Raw genomic sequence first — 24,407 nt, 5'->3', positions numbered from 1 at the left:
GCGAGTCGGTGACTTGGGTATATAATTTTTGGATATAGTAAAAATAAGGAACTGGCAGATGGTAAAAGTAATCACAGTTGGGTTGGTCGTTGCTCTGGCGTCATTTTCGACCCTAGCAGAAGAGAGTGTTATCCGCGTTGCAAGCCAGCATTCGGTGCAAGATACAGCAAATAAATTTGTTCAGATTGCTCAGGGTAAAGGGTTGAATGTGTTTGCTCGCGTGAACCATCAAGAGAATGCGGCGAAGGTCGATATGACGCTACGACCAACAGAAGTGATCGTGTTTGGCAACCCAAAAGTAGGGACGCCATTGATGCAATGTGCACAAGAAGTGGCGATTGATTTACCGCAAAAAGTGCTGGTTTATGAGGATGCAGAAGGTAAGACATGGCTTGCTTACAACAACCCAATGTATCTAAAAGAGCGCCACGGTATTGAAGGGTGTGATGAAGTGCTGACGAAGGTGAGTGGTGTACTCAGTAAGCTAACCGGTGCAGCGGCAAAATAGTGCTTGAAGAATAGGGGCTTATCATCGCTATCTAAGCTTACGACGCTATCATCTACATTAATTTTGAAAACAAAAATCCCCGAGATATTGCTCGGGGATTTTATTTTTAGCTGCTGTTGAACGCTAAGACTAAGTTCGCCGTTTATTGCGTTTATACTGGCTGCGGCTTGGGCTGATAACGCCCTGGTTTGTGGTTCATCGCCAAGATCAAGTTGGTCGCCACAGCGCCAAGTACAGAAAGAGCAATCAAGTAAACATCAACGATAAACAGCGACATCACTACGATGGTGCAGTCTAGAGCCATTTGTACTTTACCTGCTCGAATACCAAAGCGTTCCTGAAGAAAAAGCGCCAAGATGTTGAAGCCACCTAAACTCATCTTGTGGCGGAAAATTACCAGCATGCCCATGCCAATCAAACCACCACCGAGTAGCGCTGCGTACACGGGCTCAATACGAGAAATCTCAATCACATGGTGCAAATGGTCTACCGCAAAAGACACGATCGAAACCGCAATAAAAGTGTTGATGGTAAAACGCCAACCCATGCGCATCACAGAGAGAATGTAGAACGGCAGGTTCAGTGCAAAGAATATCTGGCCAAAACTGAAGTCACTGACTTTGGTAAGGAAGATCGCCAAACCGGCCGTTCCGCCAGTGAGTAATCCCACCTTGCTGAAGAAGATAACCCCAAGTGACACCAACGCACTACCGAGCGTCAAGGCCAAGAGGTTTTCTCTAAGGCTATGATCTTTATCCATAAAAGTATTTTCCTTGGTTTTAAAGCCGTTTTAGCTGTAAGAACGAAACCAAAACGGATGCGGTTAGCAAAACGCCAACCAAATAGTGATAAATCGCTGAATAAAATGTCGTGAAAAGTGATTGATGTCGAGTTTCCGACCTAGATTGCGTGGGTGTTAACTGTTTAACAGACTTTACACATTAAGCTAGGGCATATTGCTCTTTGCTGTACGCATGTTGTTCAACAGCGCATCGGCAACCACTTTGCTACCTTTCCTTGCTTCCGCATTACAAGTCCGCTGCGCACCAGCACTTAGCCAGCGTCTCTGATATCCAGGGTGAATAGAGGTAAGTACCAAGCAGCAGAGCCGCAATATTATGTATCCAACGCAACAGCAGGCTTACGATAAACGTTCAAATAGCGTGCCCACTGGCATCAGCGTTTGCTTAATAAACCTAAAAAACCTTGCCTAATAATGAAAGAAATTCCCCTTGCATGCGCGGTAGTCTGAACACTCATTCCCCGACTGTATCTGGAGGTGCTGATGACGGCCGACCAAACCTTTCTGAACAACCTGCTTCTCGAGTTGGGTAACACTTGGCAACTGGACTGCTTAGAGCTTGATAACTTTGGACGTTGTGCACTGCTGACTGAAGAAGGCATCGAGCTGGCAATCGATATGGCAGCGGGAAGCAACCACCTTCAGTTTCTTGCAGAATTAGGGGCTCTGTCGGAGGTGCAGAGAGAGCGTCACCTGACCCGTCTTCTTAAGCACAACTTTGAAAATCCCGTCTTGCGTCAGGCACACTACGCCCTGAGTCCGCAAGGCGATCAGGTTCTGCTGCGCTACCAGCACCCGATTGAAGGGTTGGAGCTGGAACTACTGGCGAACCTGCTTGGCAACTTTATAACCACAGCGACTGATGCCAGAAATGCTCTTCAAGCCCCTTTAAAGGAAGAGGCTAAAGCACCTTCTCTGTTTTGTGACGCGCACCTGTTAAAAGGTTAAGGAGTCATTATGCCGGTAACTAAACTTCTCAACACCTTGTTTAAAGGTGTCTCTCAGGTACATCAGAGTGCACCGAAACAGGCGCCGAAACTGGAAAAATCTAAATCAGAACTTCCGGGGGCTGCGCATTCAACACAGAGTATGAGTGAGCCGCTAAGCCAGAACCCTGTAGGTTTGCAGAGTGCGCCTCGCATCCATGATGAGGATCTCACGCCACTTGCCAAAGCTTTTAGCAGCGCACTGCAACAATACGTAGACAATAAACCGGAGAAGCATGGCGAGTTTCTGCGCGGATATTGTGAGATGGAAGAGATCAAGGGACGGATCACCATAGATGATCAGGAAAAAGTCAGGGTCATCAGACTGCCCCGCTCGCCGCAAAAACTGGCAGAAATGTTTAACCTGATGCTAGAAGGTCACTCAAGGTTCGGCTCTATGTATAAAGCGTTAACCCGACCTTTAGAGAGCAAAGACAATATTCTGGGCTCGTACCTGCGCCTTTCTCACGGCAAGGTAAAAGCCGCTAAAACACTGCCTGCCGAAGCGGTGACTAAAGCGGAGCAGACAACCAAAGCTAAGCCTCAGGAAACAAAAGCTGAAGCAGTGCCAAAAAACGCGCCGGCTCCTGCTGCCGAGCCACCGAAAACTGAGATTAAATTTACTTCCAGTGAACGTAATATGATCTCAGACGGTATCAACCAGATACTGTCCGACTACCTGCTCACTGGCAAGAAAGCGACCTCACACCAGGAGAAACTGAAAACGCAACTGGAAAGCGGCGATCCCATGATCAGCCGTTTCTTAAATGTGGCAAACGGCGAAATGAAGCTGAGTTGTCCTAAAGATCGCCAGGAGTTGAAAGGATTTCTCGAAGCGCTGCTTAAAGGTCACCGGGGCTTTGATACCCGTTTTTCTGCTGGCTCAAGCAGCCTGGTAAATCTGGTCAAACAAGCGGTGCAGAGTGAAACTGGCGCACTGCGCCACTACCTGAAGTGGGACAGCAGCAACCGGCTGACAACTCGCGCGCCGAGTGATGAGGCGATTAAAGCAGCAGAAAAGGCCGAACAACAAAAGCTTCTGATACTTGAGAACCGTGAAAAAGCCGCGCTGACCAAAGAGATCAAACTCTCTCGGGATCAACAGCCCGCTTTGATGGCTCGGGTTAAACTCGCCCGTCATCTGCAGGTGCACGCCAGAACAAATTGGCCGGAGCTAGAGTTCCGCTCGGTCCCTATAACTAGAATGACCAGCGCCCCGCTGCACGGTGACGAATCACTAACGCAACTGCGGGATATGGTCAAAGCTGTCAGCGGAGAAAACCGCGGTCTTGCCGGAGAGATAGAACTCAACCTAGAGCAGTTGCCGATAACAGCAGAGATCAGAGAGAAAGGCCTTCCGGTTACCCGGCTTCCTGTAAAGCAGGCGCTGACAGAACTTAGAGATAAAGTCACCAACATGGAGAAGGCTTCTTCAAACTGGTTCACCCGGTTGCTGTTTAAACCACAGCATCAGGCGCTGAACGAGATCAAAGGTCGCCTGAACGAGCTGGATAATCTGCGTCAGCAGCTCACCGAGTATTGGCCCGGAATGCCTAATCAGATCTGGTTTAGCAGCTTTGTGGCCAGAGAGGTAGAAAGGCTGAGTGATAAAATCATCCCAGAGCGTACGTTTGGTCCTATCCACCTGACCACACCCGAGCATAAAGCGTGGCAGGCTGTTAAGGCTGAGATGCTCACTAAGTAACTTAACCCCCTTGAGCGTGTTGAACTTTATATGGTCAGCACGCTCTACCTCTTCTTTCTAGCTCGGGCAACCTTCCCGAAATCTATACCCAGGTCACTTTCGCTGAACCATACACTCGGCTTTTCCAATACATTCACTGCCCCTTGGTGCAGCACCGGTACTGTGTTGATGAGCTTTAACAATCCAGCCATCAGCAACCCCTCTCGTAATCTGGATTCTTGGCTAATTCATTGAATAAGCGGGTTAAAACACCGTTGTTGGACCAGTGATTGGAGTGACGATAAACAGCGCTCACTCACTAAACGCTGCAGATAAATCACGCTAGGGAATGCCTGTGTGAAGTCGGTATAGTCTTCGAAGGTCATTCTATGTTTGGGCTTGTTGTATACACGGTCGGTGCTCTTCATAAGCTGAAGTGGTTTTTCCCACCGCTTATCAGTTACATTAGTCTAGGCATGATTTGGAGTGTTTTTTGCTCATGATACCTCCTTACCATGCAGCTCAAAAAAACATCATGAAAGAACAACACACTTTAGGTGTACAGGGAAGGAGCAAGGAAAAATCATGATTAAACAAGTGGGTAGTACGACAATTCAACCTTTGCATAAGCTTTCTTGTCATTGTGGAAAAGTGCAAATCGAACTGTCATTACCGAATGGAATCGAGAAGCCTCGACGCTGTGATTGTTCCATGTGCCGACGTCGCGGTGCGATTGTGGCATCGGTACCGTTGAACGGAATTCGTATCACTCAAGGTGAGGAAGTACTCAAGCTTTATCAGTTTAATACCAACACAGCTAAGCATTTCTTCTGTGGAGAATGTGGCATCTACACTCACCATCAGCGCCGCTCTAATCCGAGTGAATATGGCTATAACGTTGGCTGCTTAGAGGGCGTAAATCCGTATGAGCTGGGAGAGATAGAGGTGATGGATGGCGTGAACCACCCATCAGACCGATAAGAATTATTCCGATGAATTAAGGCAGTTTAAGTGAACAAGCTGCCATTCATCCAAAGGTGCGCGGCAATACTCGCTGCGTACCCAAGAGCAATCACCGGTGCCCATTTGAGATGACCAAAGAAAGTATATTGCCCCCTCGCAGCGCCCATGAGAGCCACGCCAGCAGCAGAACCAATCGACAGTAAGCTACCGCCAACACCTGCTGTTAGTGTCACCAACAACCAGTTACCCATCGACATGCTTGGGTCCATCGTTAACACAGCAAACATCACTGGAATGTTATCGACGATGGCAGAAAGTATCCCCACCATGACGTTCGCCCAAATTGGATTCCACTCGGTGTACATCACGTTGGAAACCAGTTCGAGATAGCCAAGCAAACTCAAACCGCCAACACACATCACTACGCCGTAGAAGAACAATAAGGTGTCCCACTCGGCGCGAGACACACGGTGGAAGACATCAAATGGTACAACAGAACCCAGACGTTTCAGCGCGTAGTCATCCCCGTTGGCAATCGCCATTGCGGCTTTTTTGGCAAGAGAATGTTTGAGTGTTTTTCGCAGGAAGTAGCCAAAAAATTGCAGATAAGCGAGGCCCATCATCATGCCGACCACTGGAGGGAAGTGTAAAACGGCGTGGAAGGAAACCGCTGTTGCAATGGTCAGGATAAACAAGGCAACGATACGTCTTGCACCACGTTTCAGTTCGATGTGCTCATGAACCGTATCTGGCTTTGTGTTTGGTACAAACAACGACATGATGAATGCAGGTATGACGTAGTTGATTAGAGAAGGTACAAACAACGGCATGAACTCAGCAAAGCTGACGTGTCCTGCCTGCCAAACCATCAGAGTCGTAATATCGCCAAATGGGCTGAATGCACCGCCAGCGTTTGCGGCAATGACGATGTTAATACAGGCAAGATTGACAAATCTTGGGTTGTCGCCAGAAACTTTCATCACTACTGCACACATTAATAGCGCTGTGGTCAAGTTATCGGCAATAGGAGAAATCACAAATGCAAGACTACCTGTGAGCCAAAATAACTTTTTGAAATCAAAACCTTTGCCAACCATCCACGCTTGCAGTGCATCAAACAGTCTGCGTTCTTCCATCGCATTGATGTAGGTCATCGCCACTAATAGGAACAATAAAAGTTCAGCGTATTCCAAAAGGTTGTGTTCCAGTGCGGCTTTAGCAACGTCAGCTTGGTTGTGTTGGGCAAAGGTATAGCCAATTAAAATCCAGATTAATCCCGCGGCGAGCAGTACAGGCTTGGATTTTCGCATTTGTAGGTATTCTTCCAGCATTACCAGAATGTAGGCAATGGTGAAGAAAATCAGTGCGGCATAGCCGACGGTGGAATTGACGAGGTTAAGTTCACTGGTCGCAGCTGCAAACGTGGAGCTAGAAAATATCAAACAGCAAAACGCGACAATTGGGTAGATTGGCATAGACATTTCTCCTTGTCTGACTGGAGAAATTTTAGCCACATATTAATAGGTTAAGTGTGAGTAAGCTCGAATTAACGGTAGGAGTTTTGAATTGATGCAGCTTGCGCCACTACTTTCTGAGTGACGCAATGCTCGCCGCGCCAAATAGGATTACTGCAGCGTATAAACCATAGGTTAACCAATGGCTAATTTCTAAAAAAGGAACGAGTCCCTGATCTGCCCACATACCGCCTCCGTTTAATGAGCATTTTGTTGATGTCGGATAAATCTAAAGTAAATGAACAATGTTTTTTGTGAGTGAAAGCAAATTACAAAGTATTAGATATGATAATTTTGGCGAGTGAGAGAGAGCTCTCATTTTTATAAAGTCTGCACTAGCCAAAAAGTGGTAGTGCAGACCATACATAATGCTGAATGGATTTAGCGCAGTAATAGTTTTTTCAGCGGCGTAGCTTCAATGCCTTTTACAAGCAACAGGGTTACCACAATGGTTGCTGGGTAAATAAAGGCGTCCTTAGCTAAGTTTTCTAGCCCTAATATACCTGCCACGTTCATCATGATGATGATTACCAGCAAATGACTCACGTAGATACCTAAAATGCTCGGTGACCACTTAAACACCCATGGCATATTGCCAAAGTTTGGATGGGCAAGAAGCCACATGAATACGCCTAAAGACCAGATCACAGTGCCAAATAAGAAGTCGTGTGAATTAAAGGCGATCTCGTCGTTCATCAAATAATAGGCTTCGGCAAAGTGCAGTGCCATACCAACCAAAATCAAGCGAATGGTGTTATTACGAGACCATTGCCACTGGTGTTGTCTCGCTAAGTAACCAAGCACAACCAACAATGTGCTGAAGAACGGACCATTGCGAGTAAAGAAGGGCGCTGGTAGCTCAGTCAGTGTGATGTAACTGCCTGCGAGTACCCCATAGACGTACAACAATATTGCCGTCGGGAGCAGCAACTGCGCCATGCCAACGCGAACCAGCAATGCAATGATAGCGACGGCAATCACAAGTGCAGGAATGAACCACAAATGAACTAAGCCGCCTTCTAACAGCGAGTTAATTGGGTTCGACATCAGGTAGCCCAAATAGCCTTGTCGCTCAGCGAGATAGCCTGCCTCCGCAACCACTTGCCAACGGAACGGCATTAACAGACAAATCGCACTCCAAACCAGCCATATCTTAAGCAAGGGCTTAGCGTAGTTTTTCAGTGTTTCAACGGGATTTGCGCTGAGTTTAGGCTGGATTAGATAACCGGAGATGAGGAAAAACAGTGGTACAGCAAAGCGAGCCAATTGGTTAAGCATATACCCAACCCAAGGTACCTCATCCCATTGCCAGTACGTGAGTGCCATTTGACAGTGAAGCCCAACGATCGCGAACATTGCGATGATGCGGGCGAACTCTAAACTGGCAATTTTCTTTGTGGTTGCCATAAATACTTACCTAAAAAAGTGAAAAATCGCTGAGAAATTAACAGCTAATAGCTTGCTCATCGCGGTAAAAAATCAACTCATGTGCAATTGATAGTAACCAGTTTGTGAAATTCAGACCCATCTCAAATTTCGAAAATTCGTATTCATTGAGTTGCTCAATGTATTGCGATCGTGAGTGTGTCAGAGGGTATACATTGGTTTGGCCAGTAAACTTTAGATTGTAAAAAAGTACGACCGTGCTAAAAATGTATTTATGAAAAAAGGAAAAGTAACCAAAGAGCTGATATTGCAGCGTGCATTCCAACTGGCGAGTGAAAACGGGTTGGAAAGTCTCACTATAGGTGAGTTGGCGAAGCAGTGTGGTATGTCGAAAAGTGGCTTGTTTGCTCACTTCAATTCCAAGTTGAACCTTCAACTATCGGTGTTGGAGTTTGCCAATCAAGTATTCGCAGAGCGGGTTATTGCGCCTGCGCGTGAGTTGGGTGACAGCAATATCGAACGTAAAGTACGCGGTCTGTTGGACACTTGGATGACGTGGAATCACTCTTTTCAAGGTAGCTGTATGTTCCTTGATGCTTGGAACGACACCGCAGAAGAAGGCTGTGCGTTGCAAGCTGCATTACGTAAATCGATTGATACTTGGCTGAATTATCTCGAAATTCAAATCAAGAAAGGCAAAGAGAACCAAGAGTTTGTCGCCGATTTAGATACGCGACAAGCGACCTTTGATTTATACGGGCAATATTTAAGTGCGCACGTGTTTTATTCGATTAAAGGGCAAGAAGAGAGCCAGAGATTGTTTTGGCAAGGCATCGATAATTTATTTATTCGATGGAAGCGCTAGCCCCGCGGTAACGGGCATAGTACGAGATTCATAATGAAGAGCGACATAGAGCGCTCTTTCTTATCAGTATAAAAAGCACGACCGTTCTATTTTGTGCAAAGCTGATAGTTAAGGAAAAGATCATGAGTGAGAAAATCTACTTCAATACTTCGCAGCGCTTCAGTGTTAAGCGTAGCTTGGTCAACATCAGTACGCGTTTGCACCATACGTTGGCACCGTCACATGCAAAAAAGACCGCGCGTAAGCTGTTGCTCACCCCAGCACGTACTCAGCCTAAAAATGCAGAGCCACAGGGGCTGATTAAAAGTGAAGTACAAGGTCATGCTGGTGCAATCAAAACTTATCAGCTTGGTAATGGTCCGGTATGGGTGCTGACTCACGGTTGGTCGGGGACAGCAAGTCAGTTCTATCCGTTGATGGAGCACATCGCCGCATCGGGTTACACCGCTTTGGCTTACGATCACCCTGCTCATGGTGAAAGTGATGGTCAGTATGGGCATATCCCGGGGTTTGTTCGTGGTCTAGAGGACGTGTTGGATTCTGTTGATGATGTTGCAGGTTTGGTGGGGCACAGTATGGGTACTGCGTCGGCGTTAGAATGTCGTCACAGCAAATTAGAAAACAAGCCATTGCTGTTGATTGCGCCTGTGCTTAACTACGTAGAAAACTTGTTTGGCAGTATTGCGCGTTCGGGTTATTCAATGAAGCTATTCAAAGCCGTGGTTTCGGAAGTGGAAGATCAGTTTGGTTACCCATTGCAATCCATTGACCCTGAAAAGCGTCTCGCTGAGCGAAAAGCAAAAACTATCATTGTTCATGATGAACAAGACAAATTCACCAAACACGGTGTATCTGCGAAAGCTGCTAATGAGATTGAGCGAGTCGAATTGGTGACGACGCAAGGGCAGGGTCATGGTCGCGTCATGAAGTGTGATGAGGTATTCCAGAGTTTTGACCGTTTAGTTGACGTTCGTTGATCGTAGCGATGGCGCTTGTGAATCAAAATCTAGAATAACAAAAGGACAGCTGATGCTGTCCTTTTCTATTTTACAATTTTGATAGCGGTAGGTGCTGAATAACAACACCTTAGCAGTGTTTAGTTACAGTTAGCTGGACCAACTTCTTTCCAAACACCCCATTCGCCAGACTTGCTAGGATCTTGACCTTGAGTCCACCATTTCGCTTCCCAAGTTTTACCTGCGTAAGTCACTTGATCACCACCAGTGTAAACTGCCGTTGCATCCCATGCGTTAGTACAAGTACCACCGCCTGTGCTGTGCTTCGCTACAACAACGGTTGCACTTGCAGTTGATGCTGCTTGACCATCACTTACGCTTACTGTGAAGCTTAGGCTTGTGTCTTGTGGGTATTCTGCTGCTGTGAACGTTACTTTCGCACCGTTGACCGTAGCATTTAAACCTTGTGGTAGCGTCCAATCGAACGTTAGTGTGTCGTTGTCAGCATCGCTAGAAGCTGAAGCATCAATCACAACCACGTCACCTGCGCTTGCCGTTGCTGGTGCAGAAACCTGTGCAACTGGCGCTGTGTTTGGTGGATCAATCACGCCTGCTGGCTTAACGGTGACCACAACAAGATCAGAAGCCGTTGCGCCTTCGTTATCTGTTACGGTCAGCTTAAACGTTAGTTGCTCTTCAGCTGCGACTTCTACCGCATCAAAGCTTGCTGTTGCTGTGTTCGCGCCAGATAGAACGACTGCAGTACCTGATACTTGCTCCCAAGCGTAACTTGCGATTGTACCGTCAGAGTCAGTTGAGTTGCTGCCATCAAGCACAACGCTTGCAGGACCTGTTACTGCTTGGTCTGCGCCTGCTGCTGCCGTTGGTTTACGGTTTGGTGGGGTAACGACGCCGCCAGCCATACCTTCGTGCATGGCATTAAGGATGTCGCCGTTATCTGCATCAATCTCCCAAGAGAATAGACCTGCTAGACCTAGAGATTTTGCGTAGTTGCCTTTCGCTAACACAGAACGATGATCGTCAAATGTGATTAGCTCACCAGTCGAACGGTTCCACACCCAAGGTGCTTCTGCTTGCGCATCATAGCCGTATTCAAAGCCGTTGATGCCAGTGTTGTTCGCACCTAGCATAAATGACTTAATACCTTTGTAGTCGATTACGCCATCTTCCCAAACACCTTGAGCTGTGCTGCCTTTCAGTTTGCCTGTTGCAGTACCGGTCATTGGGTCATTTGGATCTGTTAGCGTATCAGGTGTTACACCTTCCCAACCACGACCATACATCGCTGTACCAAGAACCAGTTTATTTGCAGGAACACCTTGCGCTAGAAGAAGCTGGATACCGTTATCTGCAGTGTATGCTGGACCTTTGTACGGTTCGCCGTTTTCATCCACGCCGCTGCCATCACACTGACCAGGACGCATGAATGAGCCACAGTAAAGAGCAGTTTGGTGACCAGGAACGTTGTTCCAGCCGCCGTAGAAGTCGTAAGTCATCGCAAAGATGTAGTCCATGTACTGAACCGCGTCTGCGTAATCTACGTCTTCAATCTTGTCGTAACCAACACCGATTGCTGAAGTTAGCTCGTAAGTACGACCTGTTTCTGCTTCAAGTTCATCTAGCATTACACGTAGTTCACGCATCAATGCAATGTATGCAGGACCATCGTTTACAGGGTCACCCTTATCTGCTGCAGCGCCGCCGCCACCAGGGAATTCCCAGTCAATATCTACGCCGTCGTAAAATTTCCAAGTTTTCAGGAATTTCTTAACTGACGCGACAAACGTGTCACGATTCTTCTTATCAACGAAGTCGTAGAATGGGTCAGAAAGTGTCCAACCACCGATAGATGGGATAATTTTTAGATCCGGGTTACGTTGTTTCAACGCCATTAGCATTGCGTAGTTACCCTTGATTGGCGTGCTGTATTCATGACCTGCTTGAGGGAAGCTCTTCTGATAAGCAGCCCACGGGTCATGGATAACCACTTCGTAATCATTCACACCACGACATGCCGTTTGCAGTGCATTAAAGCTGTTACCACCAACTGATTTTACTGATTCGTTTGGACCACAAATTGGGATAAAGCCGTAAAGGATGTGAGTTAGGTTATCAACTGGCATGTTGTCGACAGTGTAATCACGACCGTAGATGCCCCATTCAACAAAATAAGTACCCATCACGATACTTGGATCGGTGTTGTAGCTCTTGTTGTTCGGATCAACATTCATCGTCAGAGGCTTCAAGTGTGAGCCGTCTGTATCTGCAATGGTAATTTCTACCGGAGCGCTCTTAGAACAACCTGTTGCGTCACACGCTTCGATTTCCATTTGGTACAAGCCGCCTTGACCATATTCAAATGAAGCCGTGGTTTGACTGCCAGTGATAGCGCCTGTTGCCACTTTTACACCGTCAAAGTAGACGTTGTAAGTGTCGCCAGATGTGCCACTCCACTGGTTAAATTTCACTTTGATCTTAGCCAGCTCATGGTATTTGACCATGTCGTTGTAGCCAGATGTGGTTTCCATTGCCAATTCAATTTTAGAAAATTGAAGGTTATTGGAACCGTACATATCGATACTTGGTGCGGTTGGAGCCGCGTTTGCAGCGCCAGATAGTGCTAGGGCAACCCCAGCTGCACATAGGTTAAATCGAATCATAACTTCTCTCTCAATCCTTGAATTCATGCTCGTTTAGGAACATAAGCTGCTCTTGCGACAGAAAAGACAATCAATTCACACACTGTGCAAAAGCATCCCTTTGAGCATTTCAGAGACTTATTTTTTTTCAAAAAAAAATAAATCAAGATTCGACCGTGTTACACAAAACTCACTACAAGAAACATAGTTTTGCATAGAAAATACAATATTGAGCCAAGATTTTATAAATATTTTGCATGTATTTAATTAATCGCTTACTCAGTCCGTAGGGGTTATTTTGCGAGTGAAATTAAACTTTTCTGATGAAACAGAAAGAGTTACGACATATAGGTAGCGTTGAAAAGGAGGTTATTTGCGACTGAAGTGTTCGCTCAACGCTGCTCTGCGTTTGGAAGCTGCGCCAGTTTCTGAGCCCTGAACCGTGTGTTCGAAGCCTTTTAGGATAAAGCGTTGGTCAGGGAGTCGAGGCTCAATGCGTCGTATCTGTGGAGAGAGATGAGACCCTGAGATTTGGTACTCAGTTTTGCCAAGCCCGGTGTTCAGTGTGACGACTTTGCCATCAAACTCGAATTGAGTGGCGATAAGGCGATGGTTGCGAAAGACACCTTCGGGTGTAAAAGAAAGCTGTTCGGTTTGATAAGGTGGCGCACCGATCTCTATCCATTCACCGTAGATTTTGTTTGGGTCGATGTAATCTAAGTAAGATGCGTACAACTGGTAACTAAGCACACTAATCAACGAGCAACCGAAAACAGCAAAGCCCCCTTTAATGATTTTGAACTGATGACGAGCCCAAAATGAGGGTTGCGGTTCTGGCTTCTGTTTCCTTTTCCTGCGCGCGGTGGTGGTCATGATTCCTACTTACCTTCCTTTTTTATTATGGTGAGAAGCTTGAGCTACAAAAACAAACAATCTAGCTTTTGAGACGGTGAAACTATGATCTGATGTCCACTTTTACATTCCGAAACACAGTTATTGAGAATTTGCTCTTTCAACAAAGACCCATTTAGAGACTTGAGTCGTAAACCGAAACAGGGTAAAAAAGAGCTGATTTTTGATAAGGAAACCAATAATGAGTATTAAGGAAAACAGTTATTTTGCTGGTGGCGTAAAGTCACTAGGTTTTAGTCAACAAGGGCAGGATGTCAGTGTTGGCGTGATGCTACCAGGTGAATACACGTTCGGTACACAAGCGCCGGAGCGTATGAGTGTTGTTAAAGGTGCGTTGATCGTAAAGAAAGCGGGTGAAGTGGATTGGGTCACCTACAATAGTGGTGAATTCTTCGAAGTTGAAGGTAATTCATCATTCGAACTGCAAGTGAAAGACGCGACCGCGTATTTATGTGAGTACCTCTAAGCACTAAATAGAATTGAGATAAAAGCCACCTTTTGGGTGGCTTTTTTCATGCATGTTGTTCAGATACAAACGTTTTTTAACAACAAACTGATAACTTTGTATATACTTAATACAGGTGCAACCATCAACAAGGAGGAAGTGATGGCAGTACAACCTAAACATTCTGATCTCCCTCCTCGCTTTGAGGCGACGGAATTTACGACAGAGCAAAGGCACCGTTTCACGAAAGTTGCGAATGCGGCACAAAAGCGTCGTGCTTTCTATAAACGAGCGATTGAAAACAGTCTAGTCGGAAAAATTAAGGAACGGGCACTGAAACCCGTTATTCGTCCTAGAGAGGATAAACCAAGTAAAACACGCCAAGTGATTTGGTTGATTACGTTTTTGCTCGGCGGTTTATGGGCGATGTACATGTTTGCTTAACATGTGTGATAACGACCATTTGCACTTGCCATGATGCTAAGCAATTGGTCGTTATAAACTGGCATCGCGTTGTAACGAGGTCACATTTTCACTTCCCATTGCGCCAACAAGCGAATGTCTTTGATGGCGTAACTCTTCTGCATGCGAGCAATGCTCATAATAGGCGTACTGGTTTTTACCCGTGTGCTTTGCCGCGTACATGGCTTTATCCGCACAACGAGTCAGCTCAGATAGGTCATTCGCATCCTGATGATAGATGGCAACGCCAATGCTCATTGTAAGCTCATTAATCGTGTCTTCCGATTGATAGCCAGTTTTAAATAGATTGACGATGCGATCCATGATGGTGTCTAAGTCCTTTTTACAGCGCACATCGTAGAGCATGAGTACAAACTCATCACCCGCAAAGCGAGCGATCGAATAATCGTGTTTGTCTGTCTTTCGGTCTTTGTTGCGAATGTTGTTTTTCAAGCGTGTCGCGAAGTGTTTTAGTACGCGGTCACCCACATCATGACCATAGTTATCATTGATGTGTTTGAAGTTATCAATATCAAGGAAGACCAATGCGGTAACCGTATTACTATGGGTTTGATCTAGCTCCTCTAGCTTGGCGCGAGCCCAAGTTTCAAAACTCCAGCGATTCGCTAAGCCTGTCAATTGATCGAGATAAGCGAGTTCTTCAATCCCTTCTCGGTAGAGGGTTTGGATGTAATTAACCACTTTTGAGTAGTAATAAGAAAACGTATGGCACACAAAACAAATTGCAACCAAGGTGAACATAAAGCGGCGCTCAGTCATTTCACTTGCCGTTGAGACGCTATCTAAAAAGGCTAAACCGAAAAAAATAATGAGCGTGTAACTGACACTGAACAATAAACCCACTTTAAAATCATTAATCAGAATAATGGCAGCAACAATAGGGTAGAGCCAAAGTAACCTGCCGGATGGCGCGTCGTTATAGAGTAGCAGTAGTAAACCATCGAACATCAATACTGCGGTAAGTAGTAAATCTGCGTATTGATGATGCTCGTGTACTCTTATCAGATAACTGATCGTTAAGCATGTAGTTGCACACAGGCCAATAAAAAAACTGACTCCCCAATTCCCTTCAAAGTAATGCAGCACAGAGCCATATGCTAAAAATGCAGTGGCAATACTAGAACAGAGAAATACGATCTTCTTTTTTCTTGTCGATCGGATATCCGCCATTTCCTCTAGGCGCGCTCCGGCCAATTTTGACATCATGCATCCCTACTTTTGAATTATTTACAGCCTATTCTAGGTGGTAATTTAATGCGACATGGAATGGTAATACGTTTAATTGTGATATGAATCATGTTTGACATTGACGTGAGTTATTGAATTTGTAAGAAATTTACGACTTGTGAAAGTTTTCAGGATTATGAAAGCTTTCAAAAAACCAAGTATGAATTGCGCTTATTTTGAACAAATTAACGTGATTATTCTTAAACATTTCTGTGAAATGAAAGCGATTTCAAAATATGAATGACAAATTAGAAGCTAATAACATTATGATTTTAATTGACAAAATACGGCGCTAGTTTCATGCGTTGTTTCATGTCATTTCGAGTGCTTGTGCCATGTGAAGCAGTAGCGACTTTTCAAACGTTTCATTCCTTAAGATCCCTATTGAAATAATTACACCTACAAAAACTTAGGGAAATCACATGAAAAACTTAAAGGTTTTACCTCTCACTCTTGCAGTGGCCACTTCGCTTGCTTCTCTTTCTACTTTTGCTGCCGATTCTGATGTAGAAGCTTTGGAAAAACGTATTCAAGAACTGGAGAAACGCATTGACCCAACTTATGTCGATGACCAACAACCAGCGGTATTAACGCCGGACATTGAGATTCCTTATGGCGTTGTGTTCTCTGGTTATGCTCGTTACGGTGCTCACTACCAAGGGGGCGACCAAAAGTACGTGATGGTTGATGGCTCTTTTAACGGCTCATCCGCTATTGGTCGATTAGGTAACGAAGGCAATGGCGGTGAATTCCAGTTAGCAAAAGCATTTAAGAATGACAGTGGCGCAATCTGGGATGTTGTGGTGATGTTCGATCACTGGGGTGACGAGGTGAACCTGAAAAAGGCTTATGCAGGCGTTACGAATGTACTAGAGAGTCAGCCGAACGCTTACATTTGGGCTGGTCGTGATTTCCATCAGCGTCCACAACAGGGCATCAACGATTACTTTTGGATGATGCACGATGGTCAAGGTGGCGGTATCAACAACCTTGAGCTTGGTTCCGTCAAACTTGACCTTGGTGTGGTTGCTTCGGTTGAAAGCTGTAACCCGGAAATCACTCCGGGATCAAACCCTTCAATCTCTTGTACTGGTGGCTCTGGAACGGGTGATAGCGGTGCGTATGCATTCACATCTAAACTGCACGGCATTGATATGGGCTTTGCTGATTTAGAGCTTTACGCGAACTATGGTTTTGATTCAGAAGCAATTGAGAGCTCAGAACACATTGATGCTTACCAGCTGGGTGCGGTGATTTCTCGTGCACACGACAGCGGATCAAACCGTTTAGTGTTGCGTTATTCTGATAACGCTGACAACGGCGTATTCTGGAAAACAGAAGACTTAACAACTATTTACGCAAGCTTTGAAGGTAATGCAAACCTTGGTGAAAACGCTGCGGTTGAATACCTATTGGCATACCACGATTACTCAATTGACGGTTCAAACAAGCTTGAAGATGAGCGTACTAACTACAGTGCTATCGTCCGTCCTATGTACTTCTGGAATGATGTTCACTCGACTTGGCTAGAAGCGGGTTACCAAATGGTTGATTACGCACGTGCCGATGATGACAACACAGGCTGGAAAGTGACGCTATCGCAAAATATCTCGTTTGATTGGGGCGCTGGCGCTCGTCCGATGCTCCGCTTCTACGCGACGGCAGGTGAGGTCGACAACAAAGCAACCAACAATGACCCTAAGCAAGACACATTTAGCGTAGGTGCTATGTGGGAAGCTTGGTGGTAAACCGAGTCTAATTAATTACTGTCCATGTAACAGTGGTAGGTACTGAAGGCAGATTTATTAGGTCTCTACCACTGATTTATTTCTTAACTCTCTCTATTTAGTCATGGCGTTCATTGCAGCCAGTGAACACCGTACAGTCCATTATTGACCCTATTTTGAGCCGCATTTGCGGCTCTTTTTTTGTTTCTATGCTTTAAAAACTGCGCAGAGATCTTTATTAAAGAGTTGTGAAATCAATGCCTTTATTGAATCTCATTTGAGCGTGAAATGACCGTTTCATGAAACAGTTTCATGGCGTGAAAGGAAACTGCCTACCGCTTCATTTTTTCCGATATTGCCCGAATCTAAAGGGATTTCGGTGTGATTTCTCTCACGATAACACCCTAGTGGATAAGAAATACTAGCTGCCATGAAAGCGGTTTCGAGAAATGCATCTCGAAGCAAAATTGAATCTTGATGCTCAGGTGGAAGAGGTTTCTTGTGGCGACGATTAAAGATGTATCTGAATACGCAGGGGTTTCTCAGGCAACGGTTTCTCGTGTGATCAATGGCACTAGCCGTGTAAGTCACGATAAGAAGCTGAAAGTCGAGAAAGCGATTCAAGAACTTGGCTATCGTCCAAACTCAATCGCTCAGGCTTTGGCGTCTAGTCGCACTGGCAGTATTGGCATCATCGTGCCAGAGCTTGGTGGTCCATTTTACTCTGGCATTTTGCACAGCATGGAAGAGCGTCTGCGCCGTTTCGGTTACCACGTGGTGGTGACTGCAGGTTCAAACTCTGAGCAAAGTCAGCGTGAGTCAGTGGAATTTCTGCTTGGACGACGCGTAGATGCCATCATTTTGCATGCACAAAACCTGACGGATGATTACTTAATCGATCTTAAAGAAAAAGGCATTCCAGTGGTACTGGTGAATCGCTTTATTCCAGAAATGGCGCAATGCTGTATTGAGATCGATAACGAATTTGGTGGTCAGTTGGCGACCGAATACTTGTTGCGAATGGGGCATCGCAACATAGCGTGTATCACCGGTCCTCTGGACAAATCTGACGCACGGGGGCGTCTACAAGGTTACCGCAAGGCTCTTGAAGAAGCGGGAATCGAGTATGACGAAGCGTTGGTGTCCGAGGCCGGTTTTACCGAAGAATCAGGGGAAAGCGCAATGCGTAAACTGTTGAAGCGCGATTGTCATTTTACTGCTGTATTTGCGTGTAATGATCATATGGCGTTTGGTGCTTACGAAGTGCTGAAAGCCAATGGTGTCAACGTTCCGGAGCAAATCTCTTTGGTAGGGTTTGATGACATTTTATTTGCACGTTACCTCACGCCAGCCCTAACCACAGTTAACTTCCCTATTGAGCAAATGAGCGCTGAAGCTGTCCAGCTCGTGATTCAAATTCTCAATAAAAATAAACGAGATGTGAACTTCAAATTGTCGCCAAGCTTGGTGCCAAGAAGTTCAGTCAAGGAACTGCATACCCTATAAAACGATAATTAAGGACAACAACATGAAACTGAAAACTTTGACGCTTGCCATGACCGCTGCTTTGGGTGTTGCTGCAACGGTAAATGCGGCTGATGAAACCAAAATTCGCTTCGATGGTTTCCCTGATTTTGATAGTAGCTTGAAAGTGCTGCTACCGGATTTCGAGAAGGAAACTGGCATTAAAGTGGATTACCTAATGAATAACCACGGTGACCACCATACCAAGCTGACAACCAACTTGGCGACGGGTTCTGGCGCAGGTGATGTGATTGTTGTTGATGTAGAAAAAATCGGTCCATTTGTGGCGTCTGGCGGCTTAGTGAATCTGTCTGAAAACTATGGTGCAGACAAATACGCAGAAAACTTTGCGCCTTATGCATGGGCGCAGGGTAAAGGAGCAGATGGCGATGTGTATGGTATGCCAGTCGATTTAGGACCGGGTGTGATGTACTACCGCACTGACATTTTTGAAAAAGCGGGCATTGATATCAATGAAGCGATCAAAGATTGGGACTCTTATATTGCGGCGGGTGAAAAGCTGAAGCAGCAAAACGTTCAACTGATCGCGTCTGCTGCGGATGTGGCACAAGCGATTATCTTTACCACAGTGCCAGAAGGTGAAGGTCTATACTTCGATAAAGATGGCAACCCAGTCGTGACCTCTGAGCGTTTTGTGCACGCGTTTGAAGTGGCGAAAGAGATTCGTGATAAAGGTTTAGATGGTCGTATTCTTGCGTGGTCAAACGAATGGTACGAAGGCTTCCGTAACGGCACATTTGCTACTCAGCTTTCGGGGGCTTGGCTACTTGGTCACCTAAACAACTGGATTGCTCCTGAGACTGCAGGTAGCTGGGGTGTATCTAACCTTCCTGATGGTATTTACGGTAGTTGGGGTGGCTCATTCCTATCGATTCCAACCCAATCTAAGCATCAAGACGAAGCGTGGAAGCTGATCGAATACATGACAACTCGTCGCGATATTCAGCTTAAACACTTCGAAACTATCGCAGCATTCCCTGCAAACACAACAACTTACGACGACCCTATGTTTGAAGAGAAAGTCGAGTTCCTTGGTGGGCAGCAAGCGCGCTTATTGTTTGCTGAGGTGGCACAAAACATCAAGCCAGTGGCACCAGCAAAAGGCGACCACGTTGCTCGCTCTATCATCCTAGAAAACGCACTGATGGAAGTGCTGGATGAAGGCAAAGACATTGAAACGGCATTGAAAGAAGCGGAACGCATGATTAAGCGCCGCACCCGTAATTTGTAAGCATTTCGCCATTTGGTAAGCAAGGAGGGCGAATCGCCCTCCTGAGTAGAGGTCGTTACTATGAATCATGCAGCGAGCAAGGTTATGGAAACATCACAACGTGAGAGCATTTTTTCTCGTCTAAGTTTGAAAGCGCTTACACCGTATGGATTCCTATTGCCGTTTTTGATTATTTTTTCTGTTTTCGGGATCTTCCCGTTACTGTTTTCAATTTTTCTTTCTTTCCATGAGTGGAACCCAGTCGAAGGTTTGGGTGCGATGGATTACGTCGGGCTAGAGAACTACCACATTGCTCTGACTGACCCGTGGCTGTGGCGCTCATTGAAGAACACCCTTTGGCTAGCCATTACGTCTGGTGTGGCGCAGCACTTAGTTGCTCTGCCTGTGGCGTACATTCTGGTGTCTTTGGGTGACCGTTTTCGTCATTGGTTGACGTCGGCTTATTTCCTGCCGTTCATTACGTCAACGGTGGCTGCGTCACTTATCTTCTTCAACATGTACTCGCCAAACTCAGGGATCATCAACCAAAGCTTAATGGCATTGGCAGACAGCACGCTATTTGGTTGGGCATTCTCTTGGGTGAACGACTTCCAGCCAATCCGTTGGTTAGATGACGCAACCATGGTGAAGCCTTCTATCGCCATTATGGTGTTCTGGAAATACACCGGTTTTAACATCGTGCTTTACACCACTGGTTTGATGACGATTCCTAAAGACATCCTAGAAGCGGCTCGTATGGATGGTGCAAACGCATGGCGTCGATTCTGGAGCATTTCACTACCAATGATTCGTCCATTCATCTTCTTTGCGGTCACCATGACCATCATCGGTAACTTGCAGTTGTTCGAAGAACCCTTCGTTCTAACGCGCGGTACGGGTGGTACAGGTCAGTCTGGTTTAACCATCTCAATGTACCTCTACAAAGTGGGCTGGGAATGGCTAGAGATGGGTACAGCGTCAGCGATTTCGTGGCTGCTGTTTACCTTGATTGCAGGCTGTACAGCGGTTCAATTCTTCTTCTTCGGTAAGAAAGGTCTAGGGGAGCAATAAGATGAGTACTAACACTTTACCTGCGGCGCAGCGTTGGCGTCCAAGCGATCGCAGTATCGAGATCTTCACCAAAATACTGATGGTGATGCTCGGCTCAATCCTGATTGTTTCTGCCATCATGACCGTATTTCCGTTCATTTGGTCGGCGCTGCTATCAACCCGTGATCGTACCGAAATCTTTGGCACTGGGATTAGCTTTGCGATTGGCGACAGCTTAGCGGTCAACTACGCAAAACTACTGGAAATCATGCCGTTTTGGCAGGCGATGTTTAACTCTATCTACATTGCATTCCTAGGCACCACAATTTCACTGCTGTTTTGTAGCATGGGCGGCTATGCGTTTGCGGTGTACAAGTTCAAGGGCAAAAACGTGCTATTTGGTATGTTGGTTGGCTCAATGATGATTCCGCCAGTATTGAGCTTGATCCCTTACTTCATGATCGTGAAGTTTCTCGGCTTACTCGATAACCACTTAGCGGTTTGGCTACCGTTCACAACGACACCATTTGGCATCTTTTTGATGCGCCAGCACGTGGTGGCTTCTATTCCAAAAGAGCTGTTAGAAGCGGCGAAGCTCGATGGTGCGGGTGAATTTAGAACTTACTGGAGTGTGGTATTGCCACTGATGAAACCGGCGCTTGCAACTTTGGCTATCGTGCAGTTTGTCTTCTTCTGGAACATGTTCATGCAACCACTCGTGGTACTTACAACGCCAGAAAACTACGTGATTACGCAGGCACTGCGAAGCGTGCAGGGCATTCCGAATACGCCGTGGGGAGCGGTGATGCTCGGAACAACCATCTCCATTTTACCGTTAGTGATTACTTACTTATTTGCCTCTAAACAGATGATCAGCGGCTTGACCTCTGGTGCCGTCAAGGGCTAAGCGAAACAAAAGGTTTTATAACAATGAATAAATTCCAATTACCACAAGATTCAAAATTACGTAGCCCAGAGTTCCTATTTGGTGTCGCAACCTCTTCTTATCAGATTGAAGGCGGTGCCCAGTTAGGTGGTCGTACGCCTTCGATTTGGGACACGTTTTGTAATAAGCCAGGTGCAGTCGACAACGCAGATAACGGTGACGTGGCATGTGATCACTATCATTTGTGGAAGCAAGACATCGAGATGATTCAAGGCTTAGGGGTTGGCGCATATCGTTTATCCATGGCATGGCCGCGCATCATTCCAGAAGATGGCAAAGTGAATGAAGAAGGTTTGAAGTTCTATGAGCAAATCATCGATGAGTGTCACGCTCGTGGTTTGAAAGTTTTCGTCACGCTTTACCACTGGGATCTTCCGCAATACCTAGAAGACAAAGGTGGTTGGCTAAATCGAGAAACGGCTTACAAGTTTGCAGAGTATGCGGATGTAGTTAGTGCTTACTTTGGCGATAAGATTGATTCTTACGCGACACTGAACGAACCATTCTGTTCAGCCTACCTAGGTTACCGTTGGGGTGAACATGCTCCAGGTCTTAAGGGTGAACGCGAAGGTTTCTTATCAGCACACCACCTAATGCTGGGTCATGGTCTTGCGATTCCACACATGCGTAAGAATGCACCAAATGCGATGCACGGTTGTGTGTTCAATGCGACGCCTGCTTACCCATACAGCGAGGCGGATATCGGTGCGGCAGAGTACAGTGATGCGGAAGGTTACCATTGGTTTATGGACCCTGTATTGAAGGGTGAATACCCTCAGTTGGTCTTAGAGCGCCAATCGCACAATCTACCGATGATTCTGGAAGGTGACCTCGACGTCATCCAAACCGATTTGGACTTTATCGGGATTAACTTCTATACCCGTTGTGTGGTGCGTTACAACGAACATGGTGATATTGAAACCGTTCCTCAACCAGAACAAGAGCACACGTTCATTGGCTGGGAAATTCACCCTCAGGCATTGACGGACTTACTATTGCGTCTGAATGACCGTTATCCAAACTTGCCGCCACTTTACATCACTGAAAACGGCGCAGCTGGCGATGACCATTGCATTGCTGGTGAAGTGAATGATGAGCAACGTGTGCGTTACTTCCAACTGCATCTAGAAGCGTTGGATGCTGCGATTAAAGCAGGCGTGAATGTGAATGGTTACTTCGCTTGGAGCTTAATGGATAACTTCGAGTGGGCTTACGGTTACAAGCAGCGCTTCGGCATTGTTCACGTGGATTACCAAACACAAAAACGCACCTTAAAAGCGAGCGCAATTGCTTACCGTAACATGCTGCTAGATCGAGCAGAGGAGAACCAGTAATGGCAAAAGTCGAATTCAAAAACATCAAGAAATCCTACGATGATGTTGAGGTAGTGAAACACTTCGACTTCACGGTGCAAGATGGAGAGTTTGTGGTTTTCCTTGGCCCATCGGGCTGCGGTAAATCGACCACGCTACGCATGCTTGCTGGGCTGGAAAGCATAACGGGTGGTGAGATTTACGTTGGCGATAAGCTGATGAATAAAATCGATGCGAAAGATCGTGACCTTGCGATGGTGTTTCAAAGCTATGCGCTGTACCCACATATGACGGTATACGAGAACATCGCTTTTGCACTGAAACTGAAAGGCATGCCAAAAGACCAAATCGATGTTGAAGTGCGTAAAGCGGCAAAAATGCTTGAGTTGGACGCACTGTTAGATCGCAAACCAAAAGAGCTGTCTGGTGGTCAACGCCAACGTGTTGCGATGGGGCGTGCCATGGTTCGCACGCCTAAGGTGTTTTTGTTTGATGAGCCATTATCGAACCTAGATGCCAAGTTGCGTGGTGTAATGCGTGAAGAGATCAAACAGCTTCATCGTGAGCTAAAAACCACCACGATTTACGTAACCCACGATCAAATTGAAGCGATGACACTGGCAGACCGTATCGTGATCTTGAAAGATGGTTATGTAGCTCAAGTTGGCACACCAACGGAAGTGTTCCAACGCCCGGCTAACAAGTTTGTGGCGCAATTCATTGGCAACCCATCCATGAACATGTTGGATGCCAAGCTGATTGGTGAAGACGGTAACTGGGAAGTGGAATTGGGTGATGTTCGTATTCCTCTACCAGAGCGTTTCAAAGCACACGCATCGAAGAACTTAGCACTGCACTTTGGTGTACGTCCTACGGACATCCATCTACGTGCTGAGCAAGTGGATCATGACCGCGTGCTGCCATTCCCTGTCAAAATTAAAGACAAGGAGCTACTAGGTGCAAGTATTCTACTGAAAACGGAAATTGCTGGTCAGCCATTAATGGTTGAAACACAAGCTGCGGAAGTGGATGTGGATAGTTTAACTCTCTACTTGGATTTAGATGCGATTCATCTGTTTGATGCACTGAGTGAAAACTCGCTAGCGACATTCTAAACCCTCGATATGAAAGCCAGTGCGCGCTTGCGTACTGGCAAATTATCTAGCTCTCATTTCCCATATCCAAACGTTGTCGCGTTCCCCGGCGCAACTTATATTTTTGTTAT

The 24,407-nt window shown here is 46.1% G+C and carries 21 protein-coding genes; 15 read left to right on the top strand and 6 right to left on the bottom strand.

The window, feature by feature from the left end; all coding sequences use genetic code 11:
- The first annotated feature begins 58 nt into the window (after positions 1-58).
- Positions 59-508, top strand: coding sequence for a DUF302 domain-containing protein (locus tag J4N44_RS26490; RefSeq protein WP_005448963.1), 450 nt, complete (start codon positions 59-61; stop codon positions 506-508).
- Between the two features lie 151 nt (positions 509-659).
- Here J4N44_RS26490 and J4N44_RS26485 read toward each other — a convergent pair whose 3' ends face one another.
- Positions 660-1,268 (bottom strand): DUF6198 family protein, encoded by a 609-nt coding sequence (locus J4N44_RS26485; protein WP_005448966.1) that lies wholly within the window; start codon positions 1,266-1,268, stop codon positions 660-662.
- A 525-nt stretch (positions 1,269-1,793) separates the two neighbouring features.
- Between J4N44_RS26485 and J4N44_RS26480 the strand changes: the two genes are divergently transcribed.
- The 3 genes from J4N44_RS26480 to J4N44_RS26470 all read left to right on the top strand — a co-directional run bounded on the left by J4N44_RS26480 (position 1,794) and on the right by J4N44_RS26470 (position 4,961).
- Positions 1,794-2,258: a CesT family type III secretion system chaperone gene (locus J4N44_RS26480; protein WP_009696607.1), complete on the top strand. Its 465-nt coding sequence runs from the start codon at positions 1,794-1,796 to the stop codon at positions 2,256-2,258.
- Between the two features lie 9 nt (positions 2,259-2,267).
- Positions 2,268-4,001: a hypothetical protein gene (locus J4N44_RS26475; RefSeq protein WP_252045472.1), complete on the top strand. Its 1,734-nt coding sequence runs from the start codon at positions 2,268-2,270 to the stop codon at positions 3,999-4,001.
- 564 nt (positions 4,002-4,565) lie between these two features.
- The gene (locus tag J4N44_RS26470) at positions 4,566-4,961 is read left to right on the top strand and encodes a GFA family protein (RefSeq protein WP_005448972.1); all 396 of its coding nucleotides are present in this window, start codon (positions 4,566-4,568) and stop codon (positions 4,959-4,961) included.
- Positions 4,962-4,987: 26 nt separating this feature from the next.
- Here the strand turns inward: J4N44_RS26470 and nhaD are convergent, their stop codons facing one another.
- Positions 4,988-6,418 (bottom strand): sodium:proton antiporter NhaD, encoded by a 1,431-nt coding sequence (gene nhaD, locus J4N44_RS26465; protein ID WP_252045471.1) that lies wholly within the window; start codon positions 6,416-6,418, stop codon positions 4,988-4,990.
- 420 nt (positions 6,419-6,838) lie between these two features.
- Complete coding sequence (locus J4N44_RS26460; protein ID WP_085319649.1) at positions 6,839-7,864, bottom strand: acyltransferase; 1,026 nt, start codon at positions 7,862-7,864, stop codon at positions 6,839-6,841.
- Positions 7,865-8,117: 253 nt separating this feature from the next.
- On the opposite strand from J4N44_RS26460, the gene J4N44_RS26455 reads away from it, so the two are divergent.
- Both J4N44_RS26455 and J4N44_RS26450 read left to right on the top strand, forming a co-directional pair.
- Positions 8,118-8,708: a TetR/AcrR family transcriptional regulator gene (locus tag J4N44_RS26455; protein ID WP_005448982.1), complete on the top strand. Its 591-nt coding sequence runs from the start codon at positions 8,118-8,120 to the stop codon at positions 8,706-8,708.
- Between the two features lie 122 nt (positions 8,709-8,830).
- Positions 8,831-9,685, top strand: coding sequence for an alpha/beta fold hydrolase (locus J4N44_RS26450; protein ID WP_252045470.1), 855 nt, complete (start codon positions 8,831-8,833; stop codon positions 9,683-9,685).
- Positions 9,686-9,804: 119 nt separating this feature from the next.
- Here the strand turns inward: J4N44_RS26450 and J4N44_RS26445 are convergent, their stop codons facing one another.
- Complete coding sequence (locus J4N44_RS26445) at positions 9,805-12,345, bottom strand: glycosyl hydrolase family 18 protein (RefSeq protein ID WP_252045469.1); 2,541 nt, start codon at positions 12,343-12,345, stop codon at positions 9,805-9,807.
- Between the two features lie 348 nt (positions 12,346-12,693).
- Positions 12,694-13,197, bottom strand: a complete 504-nt coding sequence (locus J4N44_RS26440) for a DUF2850 domain-containing protein (RefSeq protein WP_029790555.1) — start codon at positions 13,195-13,197, stop codon at positions 12,694-12,696.
- A gap of 220 nt (positions 13,198-13,417) precedes the next feature.
- Here J4N44_RS26440 and ppnP point away from each other — a divergent pair, with 220 nt between their 5' ends.
- Both ppnP and J4N44_RS26430 read left to right on the top strand, forming a co-directional pair.
- Positions 13,418-13,702 (top strand): pyrimidine/purine nucleoside phosphorylase, encoded by a 285-nt coding sequence (gene ppnP, locus J4N44_RS26435; RefSeq protein ID WP_005448986.1) that lies wholly within the window; start codon positions 13,418-13,420, stop codon positions 13,700-13,702.
- 141 nt (positions 13,703-13,843) lie between these two features.
- The gene (locus J4N44_RS26430; protein ID WP_005448987.1) at positions 13,844-14,125 is read left to right on the top strand and encodes a hypothetical protein; all 282 of its coding nucleotides are present in this window, start codon (positions 13,844-13,846) and stop codon (positions 14,123-14,125) included.
- A gap of 51 nt (positions 14,126-14,176) precedes the next feature.
- Here the strand turns inward: J4N44_RS26430 and J4N44_RS26425 are convergent, their stop codons facing one another.
- Positions 14,177-15,367, bottom strand: coding sequence for a GGDEF domain-containing protein (locus J4N44_RS26425; RefSeq protein WP_045486752.1), 1,191 nt, complete (start codon positions 15,365-15,367; stop codon positions 14,177-14,179).
- Positions 15,368-15,813: 446 nt separating this feature from the next.
- On the opposite strand from J4N44_RS26425, the gene J4N44_RS26420 reads away from it, so the two are divergent.
- From J4N44_RS26420 to J4N44_RS26390, 7 genes are all read left to right on the top strand, one after another.
- Complete coding sequence (locus J4N44_RS26420; RefSeq protein ID WP_005448989.1) at positions 15,814-17,139, top strand: carbohydrate porin; 1,326 nt, start codon at positions 15,814-15,816, stop codon at positions 17,137-17,139.
- Positions 17,140-17,619: 480 nt separating this feature from the next.
- Positions 17,620-18,624, top strand: a complete 1,005-nt coding sequence (locus J4N44_RS26415; RefSeq protein ID WP_005448990.1) for a LacI family DNA-binding transcriptional regulator — start codon at positions 17,620-17,622, stop codon at positions 18,622-18,624.
- A 22-nt stretch (positions 18,625-18,646) separates the two neighbouring features.
- Entirely contained in the window at positions 18,647-19,894 is a 1,248-nt protein-coding gene (locus tag J4N44_RS26410; protein WP_005448993.1) for an ABC transporter substrate-binding protein, read from the top strand.
- Positions 19,895-19,954: 60 nt separating this feature from the next.
- Entirely contained in the window at positions 19,955-20,944 is a 990-nt protein-coding gene (locus tag J4N44_RS26405; protein ID WP_005448995.1) for a carbohydrate ABC transporter permease, read from the top strand.
- A gap of 1 nt (position 20,945) precedes the next feature.
- A complete protein-coding gene (locus tag J4N44_RS26400; RefSeq protein WP_005448996.1) occupies positions 20,946-21,830 on the top strand; it encodes a carbohydrate ABC transporter permease in 885 nt (294 codons plus the stop codon).
- 23 nt (positions 21,831-21,853) lie between these two features.
- Positions 21,854-23,203, top strand: a complete 1,350-nt coding sequence (locus tag J4N44_RS26395) for a GH1 family beta-glucosidase (RefSeq protein WP_252045468.1) — start codon at positions 21,854-21,856, stop codon at positions 23,201-23,203.
- Complete coding sequence (locus J4N44_RS26390) at positions 23,203-24,297, top strand: ABC transporter ATP-binding protein (protein WP_005448999.1); 1,095 nt, start codon at positions 23,203-23,205, stop codon at positions 24,295-24,297. The genes J4N44_RS26395 and J4N44_RS26390 overlap by 1 nt, the downstream gene beginning before the upstream one ends.
- Positions 24,298-24,407 lie beyond the last annotated feature (110 nt).

The sequence above is a fragment of the Vibrio sp. SCSIO 43155 genome (assembly GCF_023716605.1).
In the GTDB taxonomy this organism is placed as follows: Bacteria; Pseudomonadota; Gammaproteobacteria; order Enterobacterales; family Vibrionaceae; genus Vibrio; species Vibrio harveyi.
This window is presented reverse-complemented; position numbering and strand designations above follow the sequence as displayed.

What these genes read in the sequence shown, in the direction of transcription:
- J4N44_RS26490 (WP_005448963.1), top strand. Translation starts at nt 59, where the DNA reads ATGGTAAAAGTAATCACAGTTGGGTTGGTCGTTGCTCTGGCGTCATTT.
- J4N44_RS26485 (WP_005448966.1), bottom strand. Translation starts at nt 1,268, where the DNA reads ATGGATAAAGATCATAGCCTTAGAGAAAACCTCTTGGCCTTGACGCTC.
- J4N44_RS26480 (WP_009696607.1), top strand. Translation starts at nt 1,794, where the DNA reads ATGACGGCCGACCAAACCTTTCTGAACAACCTGCTTCTCGAGTTGGGT.
- J4N44_RS26475 (WP_252045472.1), top strand. Translation starts at nt 2,268, where the DNA reads ATGCCGGTAACTAAACTTCTCAACACCTTGTTTAAAGGTGTCTCTCAG.
- J4N44_RS26470 (WP_005448972.1), top strand. Translation starts at nt 4,566, where the DNA reads ATGATTAAACAAGTGGGTAGTACGACAATTCAACCTTTGCATAAGCTT.
- nhaD (WP_252045471.1), bottom strand. Translation starts at nt 6,418, where the DNA reads ATGCCAATCTACCCAATTGTCGCGTTTTGCTGTTTGATATTTTCTAGC.
- J4N44_RS26460 (WP_085319649.1), bottom strand. Translation starts at nt 7,864, where the DNA reads ATGGCAACCACAAAGAAAATTGCCAGTTTAGAGTTCGCCCGCATCATC.
- J4N44_RS26455 (WP_005448982.1), top strand. Translation starts at nt 8,118, where the DNA reads ATGAAAAAAGGAAAAGTAACCAAAGAGCTGATATTGCAGCGTGCATTC.
- J4N44_RS26450 (WP_252045470.1), top strand. Translation starts at nt 8,831, where the DNA reads ATGAGTGAGAAAATCTACTTCAATACTTCGCAGCGCTTCAGTGTTAAG.
- J4N44_RS26445 (WP_252045469.1), bottom strand. Translation starts at nt 12,345, where the DNA reads ATGATTCGATTTAACCTATGTGCAGCTGGGGTTGCCCTAGCACTATCT.
- J4N44_RS26440 (WP_029790555.1), bottom strand. Translation starts at nt 13,197, where the DNA reads ATGACCACCACCGCGCGCAGGAAAAGGAAACAGAAGCCAGAACCGCAA.
- ppnP (WP_005448986.1), top strand. Translation starts at nt 13,418, where the DNA reads ATGAGTATTAAGGAAAACAGTTATTTTGCTGGTGGCGTAAAGTCACTA.
- J4N44_RS26430 (WP_005448987.1), top strand. Translation starts at nt 13,844, where the DNA reads ATGGCAGTACAACCTAAACATTCTGATCTCCCTCCTCGCTTTGAGGCG.
- J4N44_RS26425 (WP_045486752.1), bottom strand. Translation starts at nt 15,367, where the DNA reads ATGTCAAAATTGGCCGGAGCGCGCCTAGAGGAAATGGCGGATATCCGA.
- J4N44_RS26420 (WP_005448989.1), top strand. Translation starts at nt 15,814, where the DNA reads ATGAAAAACTTAAAGGTTTTACCTCTCACTCTTGCAGTGGCCACTTCG.
- J4N44_RS26410 (WP_005448993.1), top strand. Translation starts at nt 18,647, where the DNA reads ATGAAACTGAAAACTTTGACGCTTGCCATGACCGCTGCTTTGGGTGTT.
- J4N44_RS26405 (WP_005448995.1), top strand. Translation starts at nt 19,955, where the DNA reads ATGAATCATGCAGCGAGCAAGGTTATGGAAACATCACAACGTGAGAGC.
- J4N44_RS26400 (WP_005448996.1), top strand. Translation starts at nt 20,946, where the DNA reads ATGAGTACTAACACTTTACCTGCGGCGCAGCGTTGGCGTCCAAGCGAT.
- J4N44_RS26395 (WP_252045468.1), top strand. Translation starts at nt 21,854, where the DNA reads ATGAATAAATTCCAATTACCACAAGATTCAAAATTACGTAGCCCAGAG.
- J4N44_RS26390 (WP_005448999.1), top strand. Translation starts at nt 23,203, where the DNA reads ATGGCAAAAGTCGAATTCAAAAACATCAAGAAATCCTACGATGATGTT.